Annotated in this window: 24 protein-coding genes; 17 read left to right on the top strand and 7 right to left on the bottom strand. The window is 61.9% G+C overall.

Annotation, left to right across the window (positions count from 1 at the left end; genetic code table 11):
- Positions 1 to 271 precede the first annotated feature (271 nt).
- Together RX329_RS22555 and RX329_RS22560 are read left to right on the top strand one after the other, a co-directional pair.
- Positions 272 to 1,063 carry a Spy/CpxP family protein refolding chaperone gene (locus RX329_RS22555; protein WP_317244261.1) on the top strand — a complete coding sequence of 264 codons (792 nt, stop codon included), beginning with the start codon at positions 272 to 274 and terminating at the stop codon, positions 1,061 to 1,063.
- A gap of 111 nt (positions 1,064 to 1,174) precedes the next feature.
- The gene (locus RX329_RS22560; protein WP_026233459.1) at positions 1,175 to 1,552 is read left to right on the top strand and encodes a response regulator; all 378 of its coding nucleotides are present in this window, start codon (positions 1,175 to 1,177) and stop codon (positions 1,550 to 1,552) included.
- 62 nt (positions 1,553 to 1,614) lie between these two features.
- Here the strand turns inward: RX329_RS22560 and RX329_RS22565 are convergent, their stop codons facing one another.
- The 3 genes from RX329_RS22565 to glk all read right to left on the bottom strand — a co-directional run bounded on the left by RX329_RS22565 (position 1,615) and on the right by glk (position 3,240).
- Positions 1,615 to 1,779: a hypothetical protein gene (locus RX329_RS22565; RefSeq protein ID WP_162847220.1), complete on the bottom strand. Its 165-nt coding sequence runs from the start codon at positions 1,777 to 1,779 to the stop codon at positions 1,615 to 1,617.
- A 142-nt stretch (positions 1,780 to 1,921) separates the two neighbouring features.
- A complete protein-coding gene (locus RX329_RS22570) occupies positions 1,922 to 2,125 on the bottom strand; it encodes a hypothetical protein (RefSeq protein ID WP_018457896.1) in 204 nt (67 codons plus the stop codon).
- A 143-nt stretch (positions 2,126 to 2,268) separates the two neighbouring features.
- The gene (glk, locus tag RX329_RS22575; protein WP_317244262.1) at positions 2,269 to 3,240 is read right to left on the bottom strand and encodes a glucokinase; all 972 of its coding nucleotides are present in this window, start codon (positions 3,238 to 3,240) and stop codon (positions 2,269 to 2,271) included.
- A 254-nt stretch (positions 3,241 to 3,494) separates the two neighbouring features.
- On the opposite strand from glk, the gene pncA reads away from it, so the two are divergent.
- The 7 genes from pncA to RX329_RS22610 all read left to right on the top strand — a co-directional run bounded on the left by pncA (position 3,495) and on the right by RX329_RS22610 (position 12,301).
- Entirely contained in the window at positions 3,495 to 4,133 is a 639-nt protein-coding gene (gene pncA, locus RX329_RS22580) for a bifunctional nicotinamidase/pyrazinamidase (RefSeq protein ID WP_018457894.1), read from the top strand.
- A gap of 16 nt (positions 4,134 to 4,149) precedes the next feature.
- Positions 4,150 to 5,265, top strand: coding sequence for an alpha/beta fold hydrolase (locus RX329_RS22585; protein WP_317244263.1), 1,116 nt, complete (start codon positions 4,150 to 4,152; stop codon positions 5,263 to 5,265).
- Between the two features lie 146 nt (positions 5,266 to 5,411).
- A complete protein-coding gene (locus tag RX329_RS22590; protein WP_317244264.1) occupies positions 5,412 to 7,445 on the top strand; it encodes an NAD(+) synthase in 2,034 nt (677 codons plus the stop codon).
- A 14-nt stretch (positions 7,446 to 7,459) separates the two neighbouring features.
- The gene (locus RX329_RS22595) at positions 7,460 to 7,846 is read left to right on the top strand and encodes a GrlR family regulatory protein (protein WP_317244265.1); all 387 of its coding nucleotides are present in this window, start codon (positions 7,460 to 7,462) and stop codon (positions 7,844 to 7,846) included.
- A 92-nt stretch (positions 7,847 to 7,938) separates the two neighbouring features.
- Positions 7,939 to 9,192 carry a DUF1236 domain-containing protein gene (locus RX329_RS22600; RefSeq protein ID WP_204511244.1) on the top strand — a complete coding sequence of 418 codons (1,254 nt, stop codon included), beginning with the start codon at positions 7,939 to 7,941 and terminating at the stop codon, positions 9,190 to 9,192.
- Positions 9,193 to 9,888: 696 nt separating this feature from the next.
- Entirely contained in the window at positions 9,889 to 11,739 is a 1,851-nt protein-coding gene (gene ilvD, locus RX329_RS22605; protein ID WP_247296702.1) for a dihydroxy-acid dehydratase, read from the top strand.
- A 238-nt stretch (positions 11,740 to 11,977) separates the two neighbouring features.
- Entirely contained in the window at positions 11,978 to 12,301 is a 324-nt protein-coding gene (locus RX329_RS22610; protein ID WP_085385228.1) for a hypothetical protein, read from the top strand.
- A gap of 1,752 nt (positions 12,302 to 14,053) precedes the next feature.
- Here RX329_RS22610 and RX329_RS41975 read toward each other — a convergent pair.
- A complete protein-coding gene (locus RX329_RS41975; protein ID WP_410706038.1) occupies positions 14,054 to 14,278 on the bottom strand; it encodes a twin-arginine translocation signal domain-containing protein in 225 nt (74 codons plus the stop codon).
- A gap of 96 nt (positions 14,279 to 14,374) precedes the next feature.
- Between RX329_RS41975 and RX329_RS22615 the strand changes: the two genes are divergently transcribed.
- The 6 genes from RX329_RS22615 to RX329_RS22640 all read left to right on the top strand — a co-directional run bounded on the left by RX329_RS22615 (position 14,375) and on the right by RX329_RS22640 (position 17,354).
- Positions 14,375 to 14,617, top strand: a complete 243-nt coding sequence (locus RX329_RS22615) for a ribbon-helix-helix protein, CopG family (RefSeq protein WP_317244266.1) — start codon at positions 14,375 to 14,377, stop codon at positions 14,615 to 14,617.
- A 35-nt stretch (positions 14,618 to 14,652) separates the two neighbouring features.
- Complete coding sequence (locus RX329_RS22620) at positions 14,653 to 14,847, top strand: hypothetical protein (RefSeq protein ID WP_317244267.1); 195 nt, start codon at positions 14,653 to 14,655, stop codon at positions 14,845 to 14,847.
- Positions 14,848 to 15,210: 363 nt separating this feature from the next.
- Entirely contained in the window at positions 15,211 to 15,513 is a 303-nt protein-coding gene (locus tag RX329_RS22625; protein WP_317244268.1) for a hypothetical protein, read from the top strand.
- Positions 15,514 to 15,617: 104 nt separating this feature from the next.
- Entirely contained in the window at positions 15,618 to 15,872 is a 255-nt protein-coding gene (locus RX329_RS22630; protein WP_317244269.1) for a hypothetical protein, read from the top strand.
- Positions 15,872 to 16,003, top strand: a complete 132-nt coding sequence (locus RX329_RS22635) for a hypothetical protein (protein WP_317244270.1) — start codon at positions 15,872 to 15,874, stop codon at positions 16,001 to 16,003. The genes RX329_RS22630 and RX329_RS22635 overlap by 1 nt, the downstream gene beginning before the upstream one ends.
- Positions 16,004 to 17,192: 1,189 nt before the next feature.
- Positions 17,193 to 17,354 carry a hypothetical protein gene (locus tag RX329_RS22640; protein WP_317244271.1) on the top strand — a complete coding sequence of 54 codons (162 nt, stop codon included), beginning with the start codon at positions 17,193 to 17,195 and terminating at the stop codon, positions 17,352 to 17,354.
- Positions 17,355 to 17,452: 98 nt separating this feature from the next.
- Here RX329_RS22640 and RX329_RS22645 read toward each other — a convergent pair whose 3' ends face one another.
- Positions 17,453 to 17,689: a hypothetical protein gene (locus tag RX329_RS22645; protein WP_317244272.1), complete on the bottom strand. Its 237-nt coding sequence runs from the start codon at positions 17,687 to 17,689 to the stop codon at positions 17,453 to 17,455.
- 610 nt (positions 17,690 to 18,299) lie between these two features.
- Between RX329_RS22645 and RX329_RS22650 the strand changes: the two genes are divergently transcribed.
- Together RX329_RS22650 and RX329_RS22655 are read left to right on the top strand one after the other, a co-directional pair.
- Positions 18,300 to 19,106 (top strand): hypothetical protein, encoded by an 807-nt coding sequence (locus RX329_RS22650; RefSeq protein WP_317244273.1) that lies wholly within the window; start codon positions 18,300 to 18,302, stop codon positions 19,104 to 19,106.
- 214 nt (positions 19,107 to 19,320) lie between these two features.
- Positions 19,321 to 19,875, top strand: coding sequence for a hypothetical protein (locus RX329_RS22655; RefSeq protein ID WP_317244274.1), 555 nt, complete (start codon positions 19,321 to 19,323; stop codon positions 19,873 to 19,875).
- A 148-nt stretch (positions 19,876 to 20,023) separates the two neighbouring features.
- Here the strand turns inward: RX329_RS22655 and RX329_RS22660 are convergent, their stop codons facing one another.
- Positions 20,024 to 21,841, bottom strand: a complete 1,818-nt coding sequence (locus RX329_RS22660; RefSeq protein WP_317244275.1) for a terminase large subunit — start codon at positions 21,839 to 21,841, stop codon at positions 20,024 to 20,026.
- A complete protein-coding gene (locus RX329_RS41980) occupies positions 21,795 to 22,145 on the bottom strand; it encodes a phage terminase small subunit P27 family (protein WP_410706040.1) in 351 nt (116 codons plus the stop codon). The genes RX329_RS22660 and RX329_RS41980 overlap by 47 nt, the downstream gene beginning before the upstream one ends.
- Between the last annotated feature and the right edge of the window lie 58 nt (positions 22,146 to 22,203).

Here is a 22,203-nt window from a genome sequence, read left to right on the forward strand (position 1 = left end):
GAACGCGGCAGCGCCCTCGACCTCATGCGCGGACCATGAACCACGGCCGGTTGTTTTGCGACGCACACTTGGCGCTGGCGCGCCCGACCGACATGTGCGCAATTACGCCGCAGTTTCCAAGGAGCCTGCATAAGCACCTCGCGGCAAACACTTTTCGGGCGTGCATAGCATTTGTCGGGGCCTAGACCTCGAAGCGGTGAAAACGATAGAGTTGCAGCTGGCGGGTGGTTCTCATCCCCAAGAGCCTAATCAGATCGAGATGGAGACCAGAATGATCAACCCGGCGCCGCCCGCGCGGCTTTACCTGCGACGATGGTTCGCGCTGGGGTCCGTTTTCGTGTTGCTGCTCGGCGCAGCCGCGGTGGCGAACGCTCAAGGCCTGGTCAAAGGGGTTCAGGAAGGAGCGGCGGCCGGGAACAAGGCGGCGGGTCCGGTCGGCGGTGTGCTCGGCGGCGCGATCGGCGGTGTGGTCGGTGTGTTCACCGGCGTGCTCGGCGTTGGCAATAATGGCAATCAGGCGCCTGCCGCCAGAGATCCGAGCAAGGATGCAAGCAAGGATGCGCTCAAGGACGCCAAGCAGGGCGCCGGCAAGGACAAAGATGCCAAGAGCGCCAAGGCGGGCAAGGGCGCCAAGGCGAGCAAGGAGGCGAAGAACGCGCCGCAGGACAAGGATGTCACGGTCCTCACCCAGATCGGCGCGCCGCAATTGACCGCCGACCAGATCGTCACCAACAGCGACTCCTATATCGAGCGGATCAAGACCGAACTGAACCTCACGCCCGAGCAGGAGAAGCACTGGTACGGCTTCTCGAGCGCCATGCACTACCTCGGGCATAACGGTGCCGAGCGGCTCAACCTGCGGGTTGCGCGCGCCAAGCGGGATCCTCCCGACGACATCGTCGAGCAGATGCGCAACGAGGCCCAATTCCTGATCGACCGCGCTGCCGACCAGCGCAATGTCGCCGACGCCGCCGAGCCCCTCTATTCGAGCCTCGATGACAAACAAAAGCAGGTGTTCGTGCAGGAGATGGTGCGGCTCAGCCACGAACGAGGATTGGATTGATCAAGTGGAATCGGATCGGGCGCGTCGAATTAACGGACCCCGCCACGAATTCGTGAATGCTCTTCGCAATTCGGTTATGATTAGCTTGGGAAGCTGATGGGCGGGGTTGATATGGCGGACGGACTCTCCGTTTTCCTGGTCGAAGACGAGACGTTGATCCGGATGATGATGACGGACATGGTGGAGGAACTCGGCCACCACGTCATCGCGGAAGCGGATAATGTTCGGGACGCCAGCGCTTTCGCCATGACCGCGCAGTACGATCTTGCGATCCTCGACATCAATCTCAAGGGCCTCTACGTCGATCCGGTCGCCGATCTGATCGAGCGTCGCGGGAAGCCGTTTTTGTTCGCCACGGGCTACGGTCCGGAGCTGCTGCCGTCCTTGCTCAGGCGCCGGCCGATCCTGCGCAAGCCGATTTCGATCGATCAGCTCAAGGCGATGATCGATTCGATGTTTCCGGAAGCGGCAGCGAAGACGCCGAACTGAGACCAAAATGAAAATGGCCGCCCATCAGGGGCGGCCATTTCGCGACGGAATTCGTCGCGGCTTCACATCAGGCCGGCGCCGAGATCGATGCCGCGCGCCATCAGGCCGAACGAGGCGACCAGGCCCGTGCAGCAAAACAGCAAGATGGTCTTGAACGAAGAAAACGAAGAATCAGCCAAACGCGTTTCGCTGGTGGCCGGCATCGCGGCGATCGAAATCATGCTCATGTTCATTCCCCCCTTTGTTGCCCCTGAATTGGATCAGGTGGGGAACTCCTAGAGCAAAAAGTTTGACGCGAGCTTTCGAGGGATCGTTAATGAAATCGCAATCGATACCGCATTTTCGGGCACTGGAGTGCGATCACGCGTTTCAGTGGCGCCCGTTCTTCAGCACCGTGGCGATGGTGTGGGCCGTCATGGCGGCGCGGTCCGAAGCGCGCTGGGCTGCGAGGCGGTCACGCGCCTTTTCCTCGATCAAGAGCTCGATCAGGGCCAGCCGCTTGCCCTCGTCGTCCGCCTCGAGCAGCAGGCGGTGATAGCGGTGATAGTCGAAACCCAGATCCTGCTTACGCATGTCACGCCCCCGCAACTACGCCACGCACAAGCTAGGATTGTTTCTCATCCGGGACGTGCGCGCAAGCACGATCCCGCGTCGCGCGCGCGTGCCGCGCAATCAGCTGTGCATGACTGGAACCCGCGGACGGAGGCGCGCGCCGTTTAAGGCTGGTTGTGCTCCGCGAACATCGTCAGGCCGAGGAAACTCGCATCAGGTTTCGTGACCAGTCTGGTCGGGATGTCGCGCAGATAGTCCTGGAAGCGTCCCTTGGCTTCGAAGCGCGCCTGGAATGCGGAGGCTGCGAGGAAGTCAGGAAAGCGCGGCACGATTCCGCCGGCGATATAAACGCCGCCGCGTGCGCCGAAGGTCACCGCGAGATTGCCCGCGACCGAGCCGAGGATGGCGCAAAACATCTCCAGCGTCTTGCGGCTGAGCTCGCAACTGCCTTCCAGGGCGGCCTTCGTGATGGCGGCAGCATCGCGATGCGGCACCTGAGCGCCTTCCACCTCGGCCAGCGCCTCGTACAGGCTTTGCAGGCCCGAACCGGACAACGCGCCACGCTCGATGGAGACATGGCCGAGGCGTCGGCGCATGCACGCGATCACGCGTTCCTCGCGCTCGTCCTCCGCCGGCAGGGTCGCGTGGCCTGCCTCGGTGACGACGGCCAGCCGTGAGCCGTGGCGCTCGACGAGGCAGGACACGCCAAAGCCGGTTCCAGGGCCAACCACCAGCAACGGCTCTCCGGGAAGGCCATCCTGTCCGCCGAGCGGGATCAGGTCGGCGGGCTGCAGGGCGGGCAGGGACCAGGCCACCACCTCGAAATCGTTAAGAACATGGACGCTGTCGAAGCCGAGGGCCGGCTGAAGCTCGTTGCCGTCGATGACCCATGGGCTGTTGGTCATGACGCAGCGGTTGTTGGTCACCGGTCCTGCGACGGCCAGCACGGCCCTTGGGGGCGGTTGGCCGTGGCAGCGACGCGCGAGAACATCGGCAATGGCTTCCCGGACGGTCGGGAAGTCTGCCACTTTGACGTAGTCGATCGGTCCGGTCTGATCGCCCTGACTGAGCGCGAAGCGCGCATTGGTGCCGCCGATATCGGCGAGAAGAATCTGTCCTGTCTTGCCGATGGTCATGTGCGTATGGCTGCCGCAGCCTTTCCGGCTGCGGGAACCGCTTCCTCCGCTCTATCCGATCGCAAGACGCGAACGGCTGTCAGAATCCGTCCCCGGGTGGATCTAGTCAACACGCATCAGCCCAAACCGTTGCATCCCGGGACCGACGGGGCGCATTCGCGCAGATCGCCGCACCTTCTCGTTGGTTGCGAAGCAGCCCGGGAAGATCGACACTGCAGACGTGCCTTCGGCGCCGCTCGCGCGGATGGCCTGGAATGGACCTTGCGATGAAGATTTCCGACCGCGACGTGCTGCTGGTCATCGACGTGCAGAACGATTTTTGCACGGGCGGGGCGCTCGCCGTGCCCGGCGGCGAGAAGGTCGTCCCCGCCATCAATCGGATCGCCCAAAAATTCGCCAATGTGGTGCTGACCCAGGACTGGCATCCCCGCGATCATGTCTCCTTTGCGCCGAACCATGCGGGCAAACAGCCGTTCCAGACCATCGTGCTCGACTACGGCGTCCAGGTGCTGTGGCCGAGCCATTGCGTGCAGGGCACCGCAGGCGCCGAATTTCATCGCGATCTCGACGTCACCCGCGCAAATCTGGTGGTGCGGAAGGGATTTCGGCGCGGCATCGATTCCTATTCGGCGCTGTTCGAGAACGACAGGACAACGCCGACCGGCCTGCTCGGATATTTGCGCGAACGCGAGTTGAACACCGTCTTCGTCGCCGGCCTCGCGTTCGACTTCTGCGTTCGCTTCTCGGCGGACGATGCCCGCAAGGCCGGGTTCGAGGTCGCCGTCATCGAGGACGCCTGCCGCGGCATCGATCTCGACGGCTCGGTGGCCGCGACCCATCAGAGTTTTCGCGAGCGCGGTATTTCGCTCGTCAGCTTCGAGGCCTTCCTGTGAGGACCGTGGGATAGCCATGGCGGAGAAGACCGGCAAACAGCTGCGCGCATCGGAGCCGGTCCCGGATGACCCGCTGCTGTGGCCGTTCGCTGCGGCGCGGATTGCCATGGACGCCTGCTTTGGATGGCTCGAGCGCGGCCCGTCGGAGCTGGCCGACAGCAGCCTGCCTTGGACCACGCCCAACTCCGTCGCGCTGGAGCTTGCGACCATGCGCCTGCGTAATTGCGCGCGGACGGGGGCCGGCCAGCCGGCACTGGTCTGCGCGCCCTATGCGCTGCACCGGGCCCTGATCGCCGACTTCGCGCCCGGCCACAGCGTTGTGCAGTCCCTGCAAAATGGCGGCATCGACCGGGTCTATCTCACCGACTGGCGCTCGGCCGCACCCGACATGCGCTATCTCTCGATCGACAGCTATCTCGGTGATCTCAACGTCGCCATCGACGAAATCGGCGCGCCGGTCGATCTCGTCGGCCTGTGCCAGGGTGGCTGGCTCTCGCTGCTCTATGCGGCGCGCTTTCCCGCCAAGGTGCGGCGGCTGGTACTGGCTGGCGCGCCCGTCGACCTCTCCATTGACTCCAGGCTGTCGCAGCTCGCCCGCAACGCGCCGGAGATGGTCTACGACCAGCTCGTCGCCCGCGGCGGCGGCAATGTCAGCGGCGAAGAGATGCTGCGGGTCTGGTCGAAGGCACCGAGCCGCGACGACATCGCGACGGCGCTGCAGAGCGACCTCTCCGGCGAGGACGGTGCGGCGCTGCTGGCGCGCTTCGAGCGCTGGAATGCCGAGCCCCTCAATCTGCCCGGCACCTATTATCTCGAGATCGTCAACTGGATTTTCCGGGAGAACCGGATCGCGCGCGGCCAGTTCACGGCACTCGGCCGCGGGATTGATCTGAAGGACGTGAAGGCGCCGGTCTTCCTTTTGGCCGGACTCGATGACGACGTCGTGCCGGCTGCGCAGGCGCTCGCCACCGCCGGCTTGCTCGGCACACCGCCGGCCTTCATTGCGGCGGCCTCCCAGCCCAGCAACCATCTTGGCCTGTTCATGGGCGCGCGGACCCACGCCCATGACTGGCCCCGGATCGCCGAGTGGCTGCGCGACGATCTGCCCGGCATGCTGGCGCGCAGAGCCTGAGACTGCCTCAAGGGCACGGCCGGGCAGCGAAGCTGCAAATCCGTTATGCATGCCGTTGAATGACCTGCACGGGGCCATGTCGATGGGTTAAATGGAGTCCAGAGCTGGCGGAGGCCGGTCGCGACGAGACAAAGGGACTTTGCTCGATGAGTTTCCACTCGATCTATGCCCACGGATTTGCGCGCGTGGCGGCCTGCGTCACCACCTCTCATGTGGCTGATCCGACGGCCAACGCAGCTGCGGTTCTGGCGGCGGCGAAGGACTGCCACGCGCAGTCGGTGGCAGTTGCCGTGTTTCCCGAACTCTGCCTGTCCGGCTATGCAATCGAAGATCTCGTGAAGCAGGATCCGCTGCTCGATGCGGTCGAGCGCGGGCTTGTGGCCGTCGTCGAGGCATCCTCGTCCCTGATGACCGTCCTGATCGTTGGCGCGCCGCTGCGCTTTGGCAATCGGATCTACAATTGCGCGGTCCTCATCCATCGCGGCAAGATCCTCGGCGTGGTGCCCAAGAGCTACCTGCCGACCTATCGCGAATTCTACGAGGGGCGGCATTTCGCCTCCGGCGCCGGCATCGTCGGAGAGATGGTCGCCTTTGGCGGGCTGCATGCCCCGTTCGGCGTCGACCTCCTGTTCGCAGCCGAGGACGTTCCGGGCCTGACCATCGGTGTCGAGATCTGCGAGGACATGTGGATCCCGGTGACGCCGGCCTCCGAGCTCGCGCTCGCGGGTGCGAGCGTGCTGATCAATCTCTCGGGCAGCCCGATCACGATCGGCCGCGCCCGCTCGCGCGCGCTCTTGTGCCAATCGACTTCAGCCCGCTGCCTCGCGGCTTACGTCTATTCCGCCGCAGGGGCAGGGGAATCGACCACGGATTTGGCCTGGGACGGCCAGACCTCGATCTACGAGAACGGCGTGCTGCTGGCCGAGGGCGAGCGGTTCCGGCAGGACGGCCAGATCACGCTGGCCGACGTCGATCTCGACCTGCTCAGGCAGGAACGCGCGCTGATGGGTACGTTCGATGACAATCGCCGGCAGCGCGAAGCCTTCTTCCGAAAAGTCGGCTTCGCCTTGAAGCCCCCGGCCGCCGATATCGGCTTCCTGCGCAAGGTCGAGCGCTTTCCGTTCGTGCCGAGCGACGAGAGCCTGCTCGAGCAGGACTGCTATGAGGCCTACAACATTCAGGTCGCGGGCCTTGTCCAGCGCATGCGTGCGACCGGTACCAAGCGCGTCGTTATCGGCGTCTCTGGCGGACTCGATTCTACCCACGCCTTGATCGTCGCCGCCAAGGCCGTCGACCTTCTTGGCCTGCCGCGAGAGAACATTCTCGCCTACACCATGCCGGGCTTTGCCACCGGCAGCGACAGCAAGACCAATGCGCTGGGGCTAATGACGGCGCTGCAGACGAGTTGGCAGGAACTCGACATTCGCACCACGGCGACGCAGATGCTGAAGGACATCGGCCATCCCTTCGGCAAGGGCGAGAAGGTCTACGACGTCACATTCGAGAACGTGCAGGCGGGCCTGCGCACGGACTATCTGTTCCGGCTCGCCAACCATCATGGTGGCCTCGTGATCGGCACCGGCGATCTTTCCGAGCTCGCACTGGGCTGGTGCACCTACGGCGTCGGCGATCAGATGGCGCACTATAACGTCAATGCCGGAGTGCCGAAGACGCTGATCCAGCATCTGATCCGCTGGGTGATTGCTTCCAAGCAGTTCAGCGACGACGTCAACCAAACGCTTGGATCGATCCTGTCGGCCGAAATCTCGCCGGAGCTGGTTCCGGCTGAGCCGGGCGAGAAGCCGCAGAGCACGGAAGCTTCGGTCGGCCCCTACGAGCTCCAGGATTTCAACCTGTTCTACACGCTGCGGTTCGGCATGCGGCCGTCCAAGATCGCCTTTATGGCGCTGCAGGCCTGGAAAGACGTTGCCCAGGGCGAGTGGCCGCCGGCATTTCCGACCGACAAGCGCAAGGCCTACGATCTCAAGGAAATACGCCGCTGGCTGGAGGTGTTCTTGCGCCGCTTCTTCGCTTTCAGCCAGTTCAAGCGCTCGGCGATGCCGAACGGACCCAAGGTTTCGGCCGGCGGCTCGTTGTCGCCGCGCGGCGACTGGCGTGCGCCGTCGGATTCGAGCGCTGCGGCGTGGCTTGAAGATCTCGAGCGGAATGTGCCGGTTTGAACGGGAGATGAGCGATGTCGGCCGGCGATGGGCCCGAGCAGGGCGGCAACCCACAGAAGGTCCTCAACGGCCTCTACATCTTTGAGATCGAGATGCGCGACGGCAAGCGCGGCCAGGCCAAAGGCGTCGTCGTGCTCTGCGATGGCCGCATCATGGGCGGCGACAGCTATTTCTACTACACCGGCAGCTACACCTTCCGGAACGGGAAATGGCGCGGCGACATGACCGTCAATCAGCACACCGAGGCCGTCGGCAAGCCGCTCGCGTTCGGCGGCAGGGAAGTGACCTGCGGCTTTTCCGGCGACTATTCCGCCGAAGGCGCCGAAGTCGAAGGCATGGCGCTGGTTGGCAAGACCAGCGTGACATTCACGGCGCGGCTCACGCTGAAGGACCCGATGTGAGACCCGCGTGATCAGCCCTCGTTCCTGATCAGGAACCTTCGCACCCACAGAACGTTCGCGTCTGTCGTTGCGAATTTTCCAGGAGAGGGACCATGCGCAAGCACTTGATGTTATCGACCGCGGCTATCGGACTGATGCTTGCTTCCGGCTTCGCCTACGCCCAGGCGCCCGGTGAGCGAAGGGACGAGCCGAGACGGACCGAGGAGCCGGCGAAAGGTGCCGGGCCGCAACGCGGCGGCGCCCAAGAACGGGTTCAAGAGCGCGCGCAGGGCGCCCAGGAGCGATTGCAGGGTGCGGGCCGCGAGGAGAAGGGCGGCGCTGCCAAGCAGGACGCGAGTGACGACAAGCGCCAGCCGGCCAGTTCTGCCGAGCGCAGCCAGCCGAAGTCGAAGGATCAGGCCCAGGAATCTCGTGAGCCTTCGCGCGATCGCAACCGTGAGGCGGAGAGCCCGAAACCGGGACGCGACGGCAAGAACAGCGCCGAGACGAAGCAGGACAAGTCCGCGCCGCAGAAATCAACGGCCGAGTCCGAGAAGTCCAAGTCCGGCACGTCTGGCCAGCAGAACGAGCGCACGGGAGCTGCGGCCAACCAGAACGAGCGCAACCAGACCCAGCCGCCGCGCAACGCGGCCGAGCAGCAGCAGCCGGCGCAACAGAACAACCGACCGGCCACAGCGACCGACACGAACCGGACGGCCCCGACCAACAATGCGCAGACCGCGCCTGCCACTTCAGGCACGCAGACCAATCAAGCCAATCAGACGCCCCAGACCAACACGCAGGCCAATCAGCAGACCCAGGTGACGTCCGAGAAGCAGGTGCGGATCTCCGAAACGGTGAGCCGCGCACGCCTGGCGGAGCCGGAGCGTAATCTGAACATCTCGATCCGGGTCGGTGAAACCATTCCCTCGCGCGTGCGCCTCCACAGGCTTCCGCCCGAGATCGTCGCGATCGAGCCCGAGTATCGGGACTACGAATATTTTTCGACGGGCGACGACGTCGTCATTGTGGAGCCGCGGACGCATCGCATCGTCAGCCAGGTGCCCCGCGATCCCTCACGAGCCCGCGCCCAGATGAGCGGCGGCACCTCATCGAGCATGGCGGCCGCCGGGGGCAGCAATGTGAACTGCCAGATCATGCGGCGTGACGCCTCGGGTAATGTGGCCCAGGCAGAACCCTCGACCGTGGGCTCGACCGCGCGAACGGACTCCCTGAGCGTGACTGTCCAGATGCCCGGCGGCGGCTCATCCGCGCCGATCGCCCTCGGCGCTCCCGCGGGCAACATCGTGGTCGCGACGCAAGGGCAGGGCGACTGCACGGTGACGATCGAGCCGCAGACACGCTAGCGCCGTGTCGGCATAACGACGCCAAAACGACTTCGCGCCGCACGGCTGATCAAACCGGCGGCGCGAAATCACGTTCAAACTAGAAAGTCCCGAGGTCCGGAGTGCCTAGGAGTCCGGACCTCGTAACCTTGCCCCAGCCTTTGATCCCCCCGCCCCATGTGGTCCCCCAACCCCGTGGTGCGCGATCAGAGGGTGATGCCCTTGGAAGGCCGCCGATCGATGTACCGCGATGTACGCGACATCGGAATAGGATTCCATTCCGGATCACTACGGATTTCATCGCGCTTGAATTTTCGCGGCGCATGCGCCTGCACGCGCGGTTGCCTGAAACCAATGCAAGCGCGCGAGCGCATGTGGCCCTCATCATGCCGGCACCGGCGACCACCATCGTCGTGACCACGCTGCCGGTCTCCGTGATCGCCGACCGGCTCGATCCCGAACTGCAATAATTCCGTCATGGCCGGGCTTGTCCCGGCCATCCACGACCTTTCCGCATCAAGAACGTGGATGCCCGGGACAAGCCCGGGCATGACGGCGCAGATCCGCCGGTGCCCACGCGCCGGGAGCAGGGGAGCCCTGTCCGGCCCAAGTTCCCGTTGCGCGCGTTCCCCCCGTGCGCTATCCGGCCGGAAAGGCCTGAGGCGGCTTCGAAATTTTGCCGCGCCCGGCCAGCCAAACCCGAGGACGGAAACCGCCATGCCAGCCTATCGCTCCCGCACCACCACCCACGGCCGCAACATGGCGGGCGCCCGCGGCCTCTGGCGCGCGACCGGCATGAAGGACGGCGATTTCGGCAAGCCGATCATCGCGGTCGTCAACTCCTTCACCCAGTTCGTGCCCGGCCACGTCCATCTCAAGGACCTCGGCCAGCTCGTCGCCCGCGAGATCGAGCAGGCCGGCGGCGTGGCGAAAGAGTTCAACACCATCGCGGTCGACGACGGCATCGCCATGGGCCATGACGGCATGCTCTACAGCCTGCCGTCGCGCGAGCTGATCGCCGACAGCGTCGAGTACATGGTCAATGCCCATTGCGCCGACGGCATGGTCTGCATCTCCAACTGCGACAAGATCACCCCCGGCATGCTGATGGCGGCGCTGCGGCTCAACATCCCTGCCGTGTTCGTCTCGGGCGGACCGATGGAGGCAGGCAAGGTCACCCTGCAGGGCAAGACCAAGGCGGTCGACCTGATCGATGCCATGGTCGCAGCCGCCGATTCCAAGGTCAGCGACGAGGACGTCAAGGTGATCGAGCGCTCGGCGTGCCCGACCTGCGGCTCGTGCTCGGGCATGTTCACGGCCAATTCGATGAACTGCCTCACGGAAGCCCTTGGCCTTGCGCTCCCCGGCAACGGCACGGTGGTCGCAACCCACGCCGATCGCAAACGCCTGTTCGTCGAGGCCGGCCACACCATCGTCGATATCGTGCGCCGCCACTACGAGCAGGACGACGCTAGCGTGCTGCCGCGCAATGTCGCGAACTTCAAGGCGTTCGAGAACGCGATGACGCTGGACATCGCGATGGGCGGCTCGACCAACACGGTGCTGCATCTGCTCGCGGCCGCCCACGAAGGCGAGGTCGAGTTCACCATGCGCGACATCGACCGGCTATCGCGCCGCGTGCCTGTCCTTTGCAAGGTCGCGCCGTCGGTCGCCGACGTGCATGTCGAGGACGTGCATCGCGCCGGCGGCATCATGGGCATCCTGGGCGAGCTCGACCGCGCCGGCCTGATTGACACGTCGGTCTCGACCGTGCACGCGCCGAACATGGGCGACGCGCTGGAGCGCTGGGACATCAAGCGCTCCAGGAGCGAGTCTGTCCGCACCTTCTTCCGGGCGTCGCCCGGCGGCATCCCGACCCAGGTCGCCTTCAGCCAGGAGCGCCGCTACGACGAGCTCGATACCGACCGCGAGAAGGGCGTGGTCCGCAACCTCGAGCACGCCTTCAGCAAGGACGGCGGCCTCGCCGTGCTCTACGGCAATCTCGCGCAGGACGGCTGCATTGTGAAGACCGCCGGCGTCGACGCCTCGATCCTGATATTCTCCGGCCCCGCCCGCGTATTCGAAAGCCAGGACGCCGCCGTGGAAGGCATTCTGGGCGGCAAGGTCGTTGCCGGCGAGGTCGTGGTGATCATCTATGAAGGCCCGCGCGGCGGTCCCGGCATGCAGGAGATGCTGTATCCGACCAGCTATCTGAAATCGATGGGCCTCGGCAAAGCCTGCGCGCTCGTCACCGACGGACGCTTCTCGGGCGGCTCGTCGGGCCTGTCGATCGGCCATCTGTCGCCGGAAGCGGCCGAAGGCGGCAACATCGGTCTGGTCAGGACCGGCGATCGCATCGCCATCGACATCCCGAACCGCAGCATCACGCTGGAGGTCTCCGACGAGGAGCTCGCCAGGCGCCGCGCCGCGGAAGAGGCGAAGGGCGATGCCGCATGGCAGGCGATCGGCCGCAAGCGCAACGTCTCGACCGCGCTTCAGGCCTACGCCGCGCTCACCACCAGCGCCGCGCGCGGCGCGGTGCGCGAGGTGAAGCGGCGCCCGAAGTAAGTGCGTCACGTGCGGGTGTGATCGCAAGCATCACGCATCGCGCATGGTCAACAAGTTCTGAACGGCGGGCGCGAGCCGGCCGTTTGCATTAAGGATGCCCCGATGAACTTCGGCAGCTCAGAATTTTGCGGCGTATACTGCCATCGATCTTCGCAAATCCGTTTCGGGCAATTGGGGCACCACAATAATGTCTCGCACTCTCGCTGTCGTTTTCTCAACAGTCGTCGCTGCGATTTCAATGACCGGCGCGGCTTCCGCCGGCTGCTACAATTGCTACACGCCGCCGCCGTGCACGACCTGCTACCAGCAGCAATACGTGCAGCCGCAATACCGCACCGTCGACGAGACCGTGATGGTGTCGCCCGGCTCCGTCGTGGCGCACCGCGCACCGGCGCAGTACCGCACCGTGATGGTGCCGCAGACCGTGATGGTGGCGCCGCCGAGCGTCCAGTACGAGCGCATCCCGCCGCAATACGCCACGCGCCAGCGCGTCGAGATGGTCCAGCCGGGCTATTCCTATTACGCCCCGGTGCAGATGAACTGTGCCTCCTGCGGGTACTGAGCCAAGCTAGCTTACGAGGAATTCAAGCGGCGCTCCCAACGGGGGCGCCGCTTTTCTTTGCAGCCAGCAAACGAGGCCCGGAAACGGAGGCGACTCCAAACCGGGCCTCGCAACCGGCGACGCCCTGGGAGATGTCGCCAGTGTCCGGGATCGCCGAGAGGGCATAGGGTAAGGGAACAGGCTGACGCTCGCCTGACAGATCCGATGTCGGGGAAGGGGCGGGCGCCAACTTCGCGTTGCCATGCGCCGTCGACTGCGTTAAGCGACAGCAATTCCGAACTTGGAAGGGTGGCCGAGTGGTTTAAGGCACCGGTCTTGAAATGTTGTTTCGGACGTATCAGGCGGTAACGGATCGTACTAAAGCGTCTCATTTCATTGGCGTTTGCCGGCCGCAGGCTGCATCTACATGCCGCCCAATACTGACCTGTACCACGGTGTTGGGTGCCAAGTTCGGTGCCAACCTGCTTCGATTGCTGTGTCACCGAAAAATCTCAGGTGACCATCTCCGGCCCCGCTTCTCAACCGGTTTCAGATCGCCTGTGCTGTCGACCCGCGCGGTCTCTTCATGGCCACATCTTGCGCAGCGAAACTGAATTTGGGGCGACTGGCTTGGCCAGCTCGTGCGGATGAAGTTGGCGGGCATCGGCCAAGCATGGCAGTTCGGGCAATCACGCAGGACATGATCTGGAGCGAGCACAGTCGTCTCCAACAGGCTGGAACACCTCCGGTGATTGCCAACGGTGTAATTTTCGTATCGTTCCGATAAAAACGGCCCCTGCGTCGGGGAGGCGCAGGGGCGCCCACCGAGGGCGGCCTTTTACTTTACAATGACATTTTCAATTCTCCCGCAACGTATGCACCTGTAGACGTAGACAGCGGGCAGCTTTGAAATCTCCGGCAGCATCGCGAGATAATCTAAGGGCCGCCGACATCTTATGCAGATGAGGGTTGGTGCACCCTCCGTGTCATCGCCGCGCGCCATAGTCTGCCAAAAGTGAGGACCGTAGTCCCATCGGCTGGCGCTTACATCTCCGGGTGACTACCGGCGCACATCGGACGCAAAAGAAAACCCACGGAGCCGGCAGGAGTTTTGACGATGATATTGGCGGTCGGCGGGCACCGATCGCAAGAATCGCTTTTAGCAACGTCTTGCCCGCCAGCGTGAACCGGCCGCCTGATGCGAGTGCCACGGGCACGACAGGCAGTAGCTCGCGCCGCTGCGCTGAGCTTCAGGAACGTAGCGCGTCAATCGCGTGGGCAATCAGGATTGCAACGCTGACCGCGATTACGATTACTAGCAGCCAAGTGATCACGTTCGTCTCCAGCCATGGAGTTGAACGCGATCAACCGCGCACAGTCAAAAACAACCCGCCCGAAAAGTTAATTCGGCGACTGGGGTGAGGTTTCAAGGCAACTGTTGCGTCCGCTGTCGGTCCTATCGGCGGAATGCGAGTAGGAGGAGAACACCAACAACGCACGCCGCGAGCAAAAGTAGCAAAGTACCCACGGCACCCCCGAATCATTAGGGATTTGCACGGGAACTTACATCATGGCGCGCGAGCCCAGCCTCCGAAGGGGCTTGTCGCGGGTTTTTTCCACGAAAGAATGGCCCGGTGAACCGGCGATCACCGGAAAAAGCGGCCTCAGGAAGAACCCGAGGCCTAAAAGGCGATTGCTCAGTCGATGGCACGAAGCTGTGCCCAAGACCGGCAGGCTCTCAAGTGCTCGCTGGATTAGTAGGCTTCTACGCGGTCACGCGGCGATCCATCCGGCTGTGCCCAACCGCGCGACTTCGAAGGCCACACCGGCCGACAGGATGTTGTGGCGGCTCCCACGTTTTCCCTGAAAACGCAAGCAAGGCAGGACTGGCAGCATCGCTGCGGCTCCTATGCCGGCTGCCGCAGCTCGTGAGAGGAAGCTGCGCCGCGACGAAATGCCAGACAAAGTTATGCTATTCTCAGAATCAACCTGAGCCATGAATCACCTCGTGGTTTGGGCCAGGCCCGTCGCGCGTGTCTTCAGCACCGCGGCGGGCCGCTTGTCTTTCAAGCTTGGAAACGGTATTACAGGAACATGAAAGAGGCAACACCTAAAAAAAAACACGGCGGGCCGCGGCCCGGATCGGGGCGCCCGGCAACGGGCAAAGATCCTGTTCTGACGGCCCGCGTGCCACGGGGCCTAATCGATGAGCTGGAGAAATGGGCCGAGGAAAGCGGCATGACCCGATCCGAAGCCCTTCGCATATTCATCGAGAATGGGGTGCTAAAGAAGCCGCGCCGGCCGACCGAGATCGTGAAGGCGAAGAGTGTGAAGTGATTGGTTGAGGCCTAAAACACATCGGGGGGCTTGGAATGATCCTCGATATCCTTACGGTTCTGTTTTTAGTTTCAGGGTTCCTTCTTGTTTTGAGAATGTTCGTCGAATGGCGTCGAGACGTACTTCACGGTCCTTACGTAACTAAAGAACGGGACGCGGATTTTGAAAGGCTCGCCGGTGAGGAACAGGCGAAGGCACTCGCGCAAGCTGAGCAGGACAAAGCTCCATAGCGCCGATAGAAGCCCACGCGAGCATCAGTCGGGCTCAGAAAATGACAAGTCGTTTAACTTAGGTTATCGCCCGGGCGTGAAGTTTGCCACATTTTCCCGAGACAAAACCTTTGCGTACTCGAGGTTTTGCCCATGTCGGAAACTGTTCCTGTAGCGTCCCACGTCCCCCGCGAAGTGAGCCCCGGCCCCGATCGCTTGCTCGAGTCCGTCCTTCTATCTGGTTTGTTTCTCGTGACGGGAACGTGGATTTGGTTCTTGGGTCGTGTCTGCTGGCTTTTTGCAAATTGGATTCTGGAGTGACCGGCAGCGGAGACGTCCTCATCGAAAAGCAGCTTGCTTAAAAATATTTTGGGGAACATTGCGATGGCGAAACCAGCCGTATCCCGTGATGCCTTCCGGAGCTTGTTTGCTTTCTACGCAGCAAAGGCCCATCACGACAAAAAGCACGATGGCGAACATGGTCTCTTGAAGCTGTTCGGATCAACCGAAGATATTCCGGACAGTTTACTTGAGCAGTGGTCGGATTGCGCCGAGCTACTCGGTCCCGAAACCATTGGGGGCGCAATAGCCCCACGAACCCGCCAGATCACCGATGGCAACGCACGTTATGACCATGCCAGCGACTTCCTCCATGTGCTCCTCAGAGACCTGGAGCGAAAGCACTGACGAGATCGCCTCGCGCGCGGACTGGCACTCCTCTTGCTCTGCAATGCCCAATCCGTCAGACCCAAGGTGGGCCTGTTTCATATTGAGGCGAGCCGATGCAACCGATGCCCCGTTTCGACGCGACCGCACCAACCAAGCTCCATGCGCTGATCTCCGACCTGCGATGGCGCGTTCAACTCCTCGATGCTGATATTGAGGAGGAGGAGCGCAAGTCGCGTGTTTTCAACCCCGCCAGCCACTCATACCCGATGCTGGCTCTGACCTTGCGAGAACGTCGCGACAACCTGCAGACGACCGTCGCCACCCTGCAAAAGCAACTGGAGACTATCCTCCCAGCGGCATCGGAGCGCGCCGCCTGATGCCAGGGTCGCGTCGAGGCACCGACCTGCTCGGCGTGGCATTCCTTGCTACGGCTGGCGTTGTCACGACCGCCTGGATCGGTGGCCTGATCTGGGGCGGAGCAGCATTGGTGATCTGGCTGATAGCCTAGAAATAGTGGGCGAGTTGCGCGGCTTTAATGACGCCGCAGACGATCATTCCCCAAAGCGCGAAGTTGATCTGCAGAGCTGCTGCCATGACCATCTGCCTCCCCATCCGCGCTGGGCCGCTCAGAAGGCGCGCTCAGCCAGCCAAAATTTGATGCTGCATCGCATTCTTGTCACGGCCCAAACGTAGACTGATTCGACCGTTGCGGCGGCTCCGGGAAAATACCGACAACAGCGCTTACTCAGGGGCCTTCCGCGGTCAGCCCACAGTTTGTCCCAAAACTTTCATTGGACGTCTCTCGTGACGCCTGCAGCGGTCTTAGTAGCAGGAACTTGGCCGGTATCGCCTCTGTAGCCGATTTGTTACCGTCCCAACGCACGCGATGCCAGTCGCCCCTAGAATTGCTTTCGATGATGCCGCGGCGATGTCTCCAGCGCGCGTGAAGCTTTGGATTAGCCGCCATCCAGCGCACGCCGTCCTCTGTCAGCATCACCAGATCGCCGCGGCTCAAGCAGGAAGATCCCGACACGCTTAGGAGAAACTGGCGACTGAGCGAGAGTCGTCCTTTGGTTTATCTTCCCGGAGGTGCAATCCGGTTCTCGCGGCGGCCAGAATCGAATCTCGATCCATTCTGTCGTGCATTGGTCGGGCGATCGTCGCACTGGCATACAGCGCAACGGCAAGGGCCATGGCCAATAACAAGCACGGGAATAGCAAGAGATATATCATCAGAAGTCCCCCACGTCGTGCGCGGCAGCAGCGCTGAAGCAACTGCCGGGTGGGGTGATCTGAGATTCGAGCCGCTTCGAGGCGGGCCAGTGACGACAACAAGAAAATTACCAGCAACCCGCTACATCGGCTCTCTGGTTACTGGGATCAATTGATCTGCGCGCATTAGGAAGGTGTCGAGGTTAGAGCGAAGCCACTCTTTCCGGTCGCGGCCGTTTATATTCCTGCCAACGTGCACTCATTGTCGCGTCAGCGCCACACTCCCGCATGTTCCGTGGCGGAACACTATCTTGGGAGTCAACGTGCCCGCCAAATTCTGGAAGTCTTCCTGTCAGCCGGGGCTGGAAGTGATCATTCCGTAGCAGTCAATTTTCCCGGAAAATAAAGGCCGCAGGAGACTCAGAAAGATCCTGCGGCCCCTTTTCATCTCAGCGGCGCATCTAGCAAGGAGCGGAGAAAGCGGAGTGACGACAGCTATAACGAACTTGCTTGCTCGAAAGGAAAAGCTCCTCAAGCAACTTGAAGAGGCCGAAGATGCCGATCAGCGAAGCTATATCCAACGTCAACTTGAACAGGTGGATACTGCGCTGGAGTTCCTGGGCGTGCCGGAACAGACGAGCGAATAAGGACGGTCTCTCGTGCCGCTATACGCCGCCAGCGCACACTGCAAAATGGCGATGTCGCATAACGACGAACCGGCCGACGCGTTCGTTGGCTTATTGCTTTAGATCAGATGACGGGTTTTGGTAATTTTCTCGATGTCCGTCAGAGCTTTGGAGATCTTCGCTCGAAGCCGCTCCTGGTGCTCTTTGTTTCTTGGCTCGTTCAGATAAGCTATTTCGACAATAATATTGTTCAGCTTCGTGGAAACCTGGCGATCATCCGAATACTGATTGCGCAGTGCCGTCAATTGCTGGCGCACCTGAAGCAAGTCGAGCGGCTGGGATTTCTTCGCACTCACCTCGAGCGTCTCGGATCAGGAACAAAGCCGCCGCGCCGAATATATTGGCCCGACGGCTTTGCCATGGTGGGTCCGGACCTGGGGAAATGTCCGGCGCGATCACCCTAGCTCCTGGCGCGCACCTCGCAACCGAACTCGCGGGTTAAGCTTGATGCGCGCGCTGCGGGTTAATTCTGGAACTGAGATGACCACGCTATCGCGGCTTTGACGTTCCGGTACTCGATCATTCAAGTGGATGGTGCAGACTTAAAAGTCGCGTGCAAGAGCGGAGCTCCATGCGCAACCGAGTCATAAAGCCGGGCCGCACGGCCATATTGGACCACACTCCGAAGGGATGCCCTCTTTCGGGCCGTCATCATTTTCGGCGGTCGAGTGTAGGATGGAGCGGCCTCCGGGCTTCAAAGCCCCCATCCCCTGCTAGTCCGGAAGCGCAGCGGCGGCCGTGAACATGGTTTCGCCTCGCTAGCTGGCTAAAGACCCGGGGACAGTTCAGGGGTGAGTTCATAAAAAAGACGATGTGACGTGCAGCTACATGCTCATCAACGCAGCTGCGCGGATCGCTTTCAGGCGGGTGACATTGCGTTTGATACAGAGCATACGGAGCACCTAAATGGATTTCACGCTGGACGACAAACTCGCGGAAGGCCAGTTCGCGAGCTTGGAGGAGCAGCTTTCGAACCTGGCGCGCGAAGTGGAAGTCAATCCTTCGGACCCGCCGGCCAGCATGAAGACGTTGGGCGCTCCGCCGACAACAATTCATGGATTGGCGGATTGGCGCTACTTGGCCTGCGTCGGTTCTCTGTTGGCGGCATCCATTGGTGTCGCTGCCTGGTGGTGGTCGTCCTCTGGTCATACGGAGACGATGGCCCCCTCAGACCCAGCACCTCTGACAAAGGCCGCGCCGAAAGACGCCGCACCGGCTAATCTCGCGCCGACTGCGGTCGCCCTGTCGTCCGACTTCGTGCAGCAGCTCCAACCGATGGCGCGCGATCTTGCTGCCTTGAGGCAAGCGGTCGAACAGCTCGAGGTGAGGCAAGAACAATTGGTCCGCGACAATGAAAATGTTGCGAGCCAACTCAAGGCGAGCCAGGCAGAAATGGCACGCAACAACAATATCATCGACCAGATCAAGGCGACCCAGATACAGATGGCGCGCGAAAGCGAGACGGTCACCGAGCGGCTCAACGCAAGCCAGGACCAACTGGCCCGCGTCACCGCCAACGCTTCAGAGCCAAAGGTGATGCCTGAAGAGCCAAAGGCGAGCCCCGAAGAGCCACAAGTGATGCCCGAAATACCAGTGCCGCGTCCGCGGCGGTCGACCAATGTCGCCCAGACGCACAAGCCCACGCCAACTCCAGGCGCGGCCGCAAGCCAAAAACCGCAATCGTCATCGGCATGGCCATGGTCAGTGCGCTAATAGCCGCCAAGCCGCTGTCCGGACGGCTGGCGGCCCCGCCAACTCTGTGACAAATGGCGAGGCCGCCTGCGCTCCAGACCTGACAAGGGGCGAATGGGCGAACTTCTGAAGCAGTTTGATGGCCGCCCGACAAACGCTTCAAAACAAAATGACGCTACCGTCAATTTGACCCCCAGGAATTTCCCCGGGTCTCTTTTGAACAGGCGAGGTCGACATGGAAAAATATCACATCGCCCTAACCGAGGACGAAGCGGCACTCTTGGCGCAAATTGACCTTCGCGATCAACTGCCGCCCGGGACAGACGGCCACGCCGTTTATCAAAGCAACCGCAAGCCGATCGTAGCGCTGCTGCGCTCGCTCACCGAGCGCGGCGCAATTCCGGAGCACAGAATTCGATACTTCACTGATCCGGACTACAAGACGGGCCAAACCAAGGGATCACGCCAAGAACTTTTCGAGCGGCACAATGAGGGAGATGAAGTATACGAGCATCCAAACTTTAAACAGTACCTGCGTTATTTCTTATTTGGACCCGAGTTGTCGGACAGCGCCATTCTCGAATTCGAGAAAGAGATCAGCAAGCCGGAATGGATCAGCGGCAGCGACGGAATCGATCTTGGTAAGAAGGCAATCAAGATTGCTCGCGCCCATCACATCCAAAAGCACAAGGCGGCGGATAATTTCTTCAAGCTCGCGCTAGATATGGGTATCAGCTTTTCGCAGGCCGACACGATTCAGGGGATAGTCCGCCGCTCGTCTTTGAAATGACGGCGTCCATTTGATCCATCTTCAATAAGTCGATCATTGTCAGGCAGTGTCGTGCGTAATCGGGATCGACAAACTGACATCGCGCATACGTTTGCTGATATGCCTTGATCGCCTCTTCGAAATCAAATTCCTTCTCCACCCGTCACTCCTACGTAAAAAATAGCTGATACTTTTTAGGTTTCTTCTCTCCGCCGCTACATGTCGCGATGCCAATCGACATAGCCAGACTGACGGCGCCGTCGATGCGGTTGGTCGCCTTGTCCTTCGCGAACATGCGGTGCCCTGTTCGATTTGATTCATAAATGACTCCGGCCAGACACATTGTTTGTGCCGGGTTCTTCTCGATAACGATCCGCTCCTCGATCACCGCGGCTTCGAGCTTGTTGATGGAGTCCGGCATCCATAGATAGATGTCTTCGGCGCCCGTTTCGCTCTTCCCCTTGGTCTCTGAGATGATCCGCTTCTGAAATCCCTGCGGATGAACGACACACGGCAGCGACAATCCGCGCTCAGCCATTTGTTCGCGAAGGTTCTCGAGGCCGTACTGATCGCAGCCAATCGAGACAGGCTGATATTTCGCGCAAATCGTGCCGAGCGCGTCCGCGACCCAGCCGTAGCCGATACGCCGGCCGGGCACCGCTTCCATGTATTTGTTGTCAACCCAGAGCGGATACGGCGCGCGATCGGCCTTGGCGCGTTCGTGAAGGGTATCCTTCGGGGTCCAAAACCAGGTTCGCGACGCGAACCGCCACTTGTCGACCGTCTTATCGAGCAGCCAAGTCAGCGTGAACGCTGTTAAGTCGTTTGCCCGGGAAAGATCGAGGCCACCAAAACAGGGGTAGCCTCGCTCGGTCAGTGCATCCGCGTCGACCTCGCCGAACACTATCTCCAGCGCGCCGCGCGAAAAGGCCGCTGTCACGCTGTCTGTCCATTCGCAGAAATGAAGGCGCCGGACCATCGCCTCCTTTGATGGCATGCCCTTCGCCTCATTGACTTGCTCGCGGATGAATTGGGGTTGGATGGTGACACCGAGAGTCGGGTTTGCCTTGGGCCAGCACGCCTCATCCTCGAAGGGGTCGTCGCCTTCGTCCAACGCACAGACATAAGCGAACCACGCGTCGTTCTCCGCCTCTCCGTGGGCCACACGTATTGAGTATTCATGCTCGCTAAAGCAGACCGATTTCCGGTCAAAGCCCGAGTTGGTGATCTCGAAGATTAGCGCGTCCTGGTTACCTTTGGTGCCGGCGCGCAGCATCTCAATGACTTCGTTATCGGGATGCTCGTGGATCTCATCCACCAAGGCACAGTAAGGACGGATACCCGATTTGCCACGCTTGTCAGAGCTGATCGGCTTGTAAAATGAGGATCGGGCGGTATCGGTCAATTGCCACACAGGATTCACACCGGACGGTAGCAGCCGCTTATTGAGCTGCGGCGAGCGCTGCCACATCGCGACAGCATCACGGAAGAGGATAGCGGCCTGGTCCTTGTCGGTGGCAGCCGAGTACACCTCCGCGCGCAGCTTGCCCAACGCCGTCAGCATGTAGTGACCGATACCGGCGGCCAGTGGCGACTTGCCGGATCCCTTGCCCGCCTCGATGTAGGCGCGCCGGAATCGCCTGAGGCCGTCCGAACGCTTCCAACCGAAGAGGGAGCCGACGATGAACGCCTGCCAAGGTTGGAGGACGAACGGCACGGCGCGACTGGTCACGGCGCCGTCGTCCCCGGTGTCCTCGATCTCGACCGTAAGGATATCCTTGAAATACGCCACCACGCGCTTGACGGCGGCAGGATCCCACACCAGACCGCGCGCTTCACCCGTCTCCAGATCTTGCAGATGACGTTTACAAGCCGCGCGGACGTGCGGCCCGGCAACGATCTTGCCGGCGCCAACAGCCACCGCATACGCCGTTGCTGGATCAGGACGCGAAGTAGTTTTCCGCGGGGTCGTCGTCTTCAGTGCCATCTGCTTTCACTCGCGCCCGTGCGCTTGGGGTCATTCCGAATTCGGCCAACCAGGCGCGTATGCGCCGATCAGCATCATTCCTCTGGGCCACCGCAGGGTGGACCCGATGCATTTGGTCGCCGGCTGCGGTCGACGTGGCGTAGTATTCAGATCCGAAGGCTTTGAGCTCAGCTCGAGCGGCCAAAAAGTCCGCATAGGCTTCGCAGAGCATCTCAAGCGCTACGCCGTCGATCTCGGTGAGGACGCCCATTCGGTCGAGGAGGCCGGTAACGTACCCCCAGGTTTCCCGCGCTCGGTCAGACATATGTGCAGGCGCGGATGGACGTGAACGCGCCACCTTCGGCTCGCGTTTATTGACCGGT

The organism is Bradyrhizobium sp. BWC-3-1 (assembly GCF_032917965.1).
GTDB lineage: Bacteria > Pseudomonadota > Alphaproteobacteria > Rhizobiales > Xanthobacteraceae > Bradyrhizobium > Bradyrhizobium canariense_D.

Coding starts and splice junctions, on each gene's coding strand:
- RX329_RS22555 (WP_317244261.1), top strand. CDS start 272: ATGATCAACCCGGCGCCGCCCGCGCGGCTTTACCTGCGACGATGGTTC.
- RX329_RS22560 (WP_026233459.1), top strand. CDS start 1,175: ATGGCGGACGGACTCTCCGTTTTCCTGGTCGAAGACGAGACGTTGATC.
- RX329_RS22565 (WP_162847220.1), bottom strand. CDS start 1,779: ATGAGCATGATTTCGATCGCCGCGATGCCGGCCACCAGCGAAACGCGT.
- RX329_RS22570 (WP_018457896.1), bottom strand. CDS start 2,125: ATGCGTAAGCAGGATCTGGGTTTCGACTATCACCGCTATCACCGCCTG.
- glk (WP_317244262.1), bottom strand. CDS start 3,240: ATGACCATCGGCAAGACAGGACAGATTCTTCTCGCCGATATCGGCGGC.
- pncA (WP_018457894.1), top strand. CDS start 3,495: ATGGACCTTGCGATGAAGATTTCCGACCGCGACGTGCTGCTGGTCATC.
- RX329_RS22585 (WP_317244263.1), top strand. CDS start 4,150: ATGGCGGAGAAGACCGGCAAACAGCTGCGCGCATCGGAGCCGGTCCCG.
- RX329_RS22590 (WP_317244264.1), top strand. CDS start 5,412: ATGAGTTTCCACTCGATCTATGCCCACGGATTTGCGCGCGTGGCGGCC.
- RX329_RS22595 (WP_317244265.1), top strand. CDS start 7,460: ATGTCGGCCGGCGATGGGCCCGAGCAGGGCGGCAACCCACAGAAGGTC.
- RX329_RS22600 (WP_204511244.1), top strand. CDS start 7,939: ATGCGCAAGCACTTGATGTTATCGACCGCGGCTATCGGACTGATGCTT.
- ilvD (WP_247296702.1), top strand. CDS start 9,889: ATGCCAGCCTATCGCTCCCGCACCACCACCCACGGCCGCAACATGGCG.
- RX329_RS22610 (WP_085385228.1), top strand. CDS start 11,978: ATGACCGGCGCGGCTTCCGCCGGCTGCTACAATTGCTACACGCCGCCG.
- RX329_RS41975 (WP_410706038.1), bottom strand. CDS start 14,278: ATGGCTCAGGTTGATTCTGAGAATAGCATAACTTTGTCTGGCATTTCG.
- RX329_RS22615 (WP_317244266.1), top strand. CDS start 14,375: ATGAAAGAGGCAACACCTAAAAAAAAACACGGCGGGCCGCGGCCCGGA.
- RX329_RS22620 (WP_317244267.1), top strand. CDS start 14,653: ATGATCCTCGATATCCTTACGGTTCTGTTTTTAGTTTCAGGGTTCCTT.
- RX329_RS22625 (WP_317244268.1), top strand. CDS start 15,211: ATGGCGAAACCAGCCGTATCCCGTGATGCCTTCCGGAGCTTGTTTGCT.
- RX329_RS22630 (WP_317244269.1), top strand. CDS start 15,618: ATGCCCCGTTTCGACGCGACCGCACCAACCAAGCTCCATGCGCTGATC.
- RX329_RS22635 (WP_317244270.1), top strand. CDS start 15,872: ATGCCAGGGTCGCGTCGAGGCACCGACCTGCTCGGCGTGGCATTCCTT.
- RX329_RS22650 (WP_317244273.1), top strand. CDS start 18,300: ATGGATTTCACGCTGGACGACAAACTCGCGGAAGGCCAGTTCGCGAGC.
- RX329_RS22655 (WP_317244274.1), top strand. CDS start 19,321: ATGGAAAAATATCACATCGCCCTAACCGAGGACGAAGCGGCACTCTTG.
- RX329_RS22660 (WP_317244275.1), bottom strand. CDS start 21,841: ATGGCACTGAAGACGACGACCCCGCGGAAAACTACTTCGCGTCCTGAT.
- RX329_RS41980 (WP_410706040.1), bottom strand. CDS start 22,145: ATGTCTGACCGAGCGCGGGAAACCTGGGGGTACGTTACCGGCCTCCTC.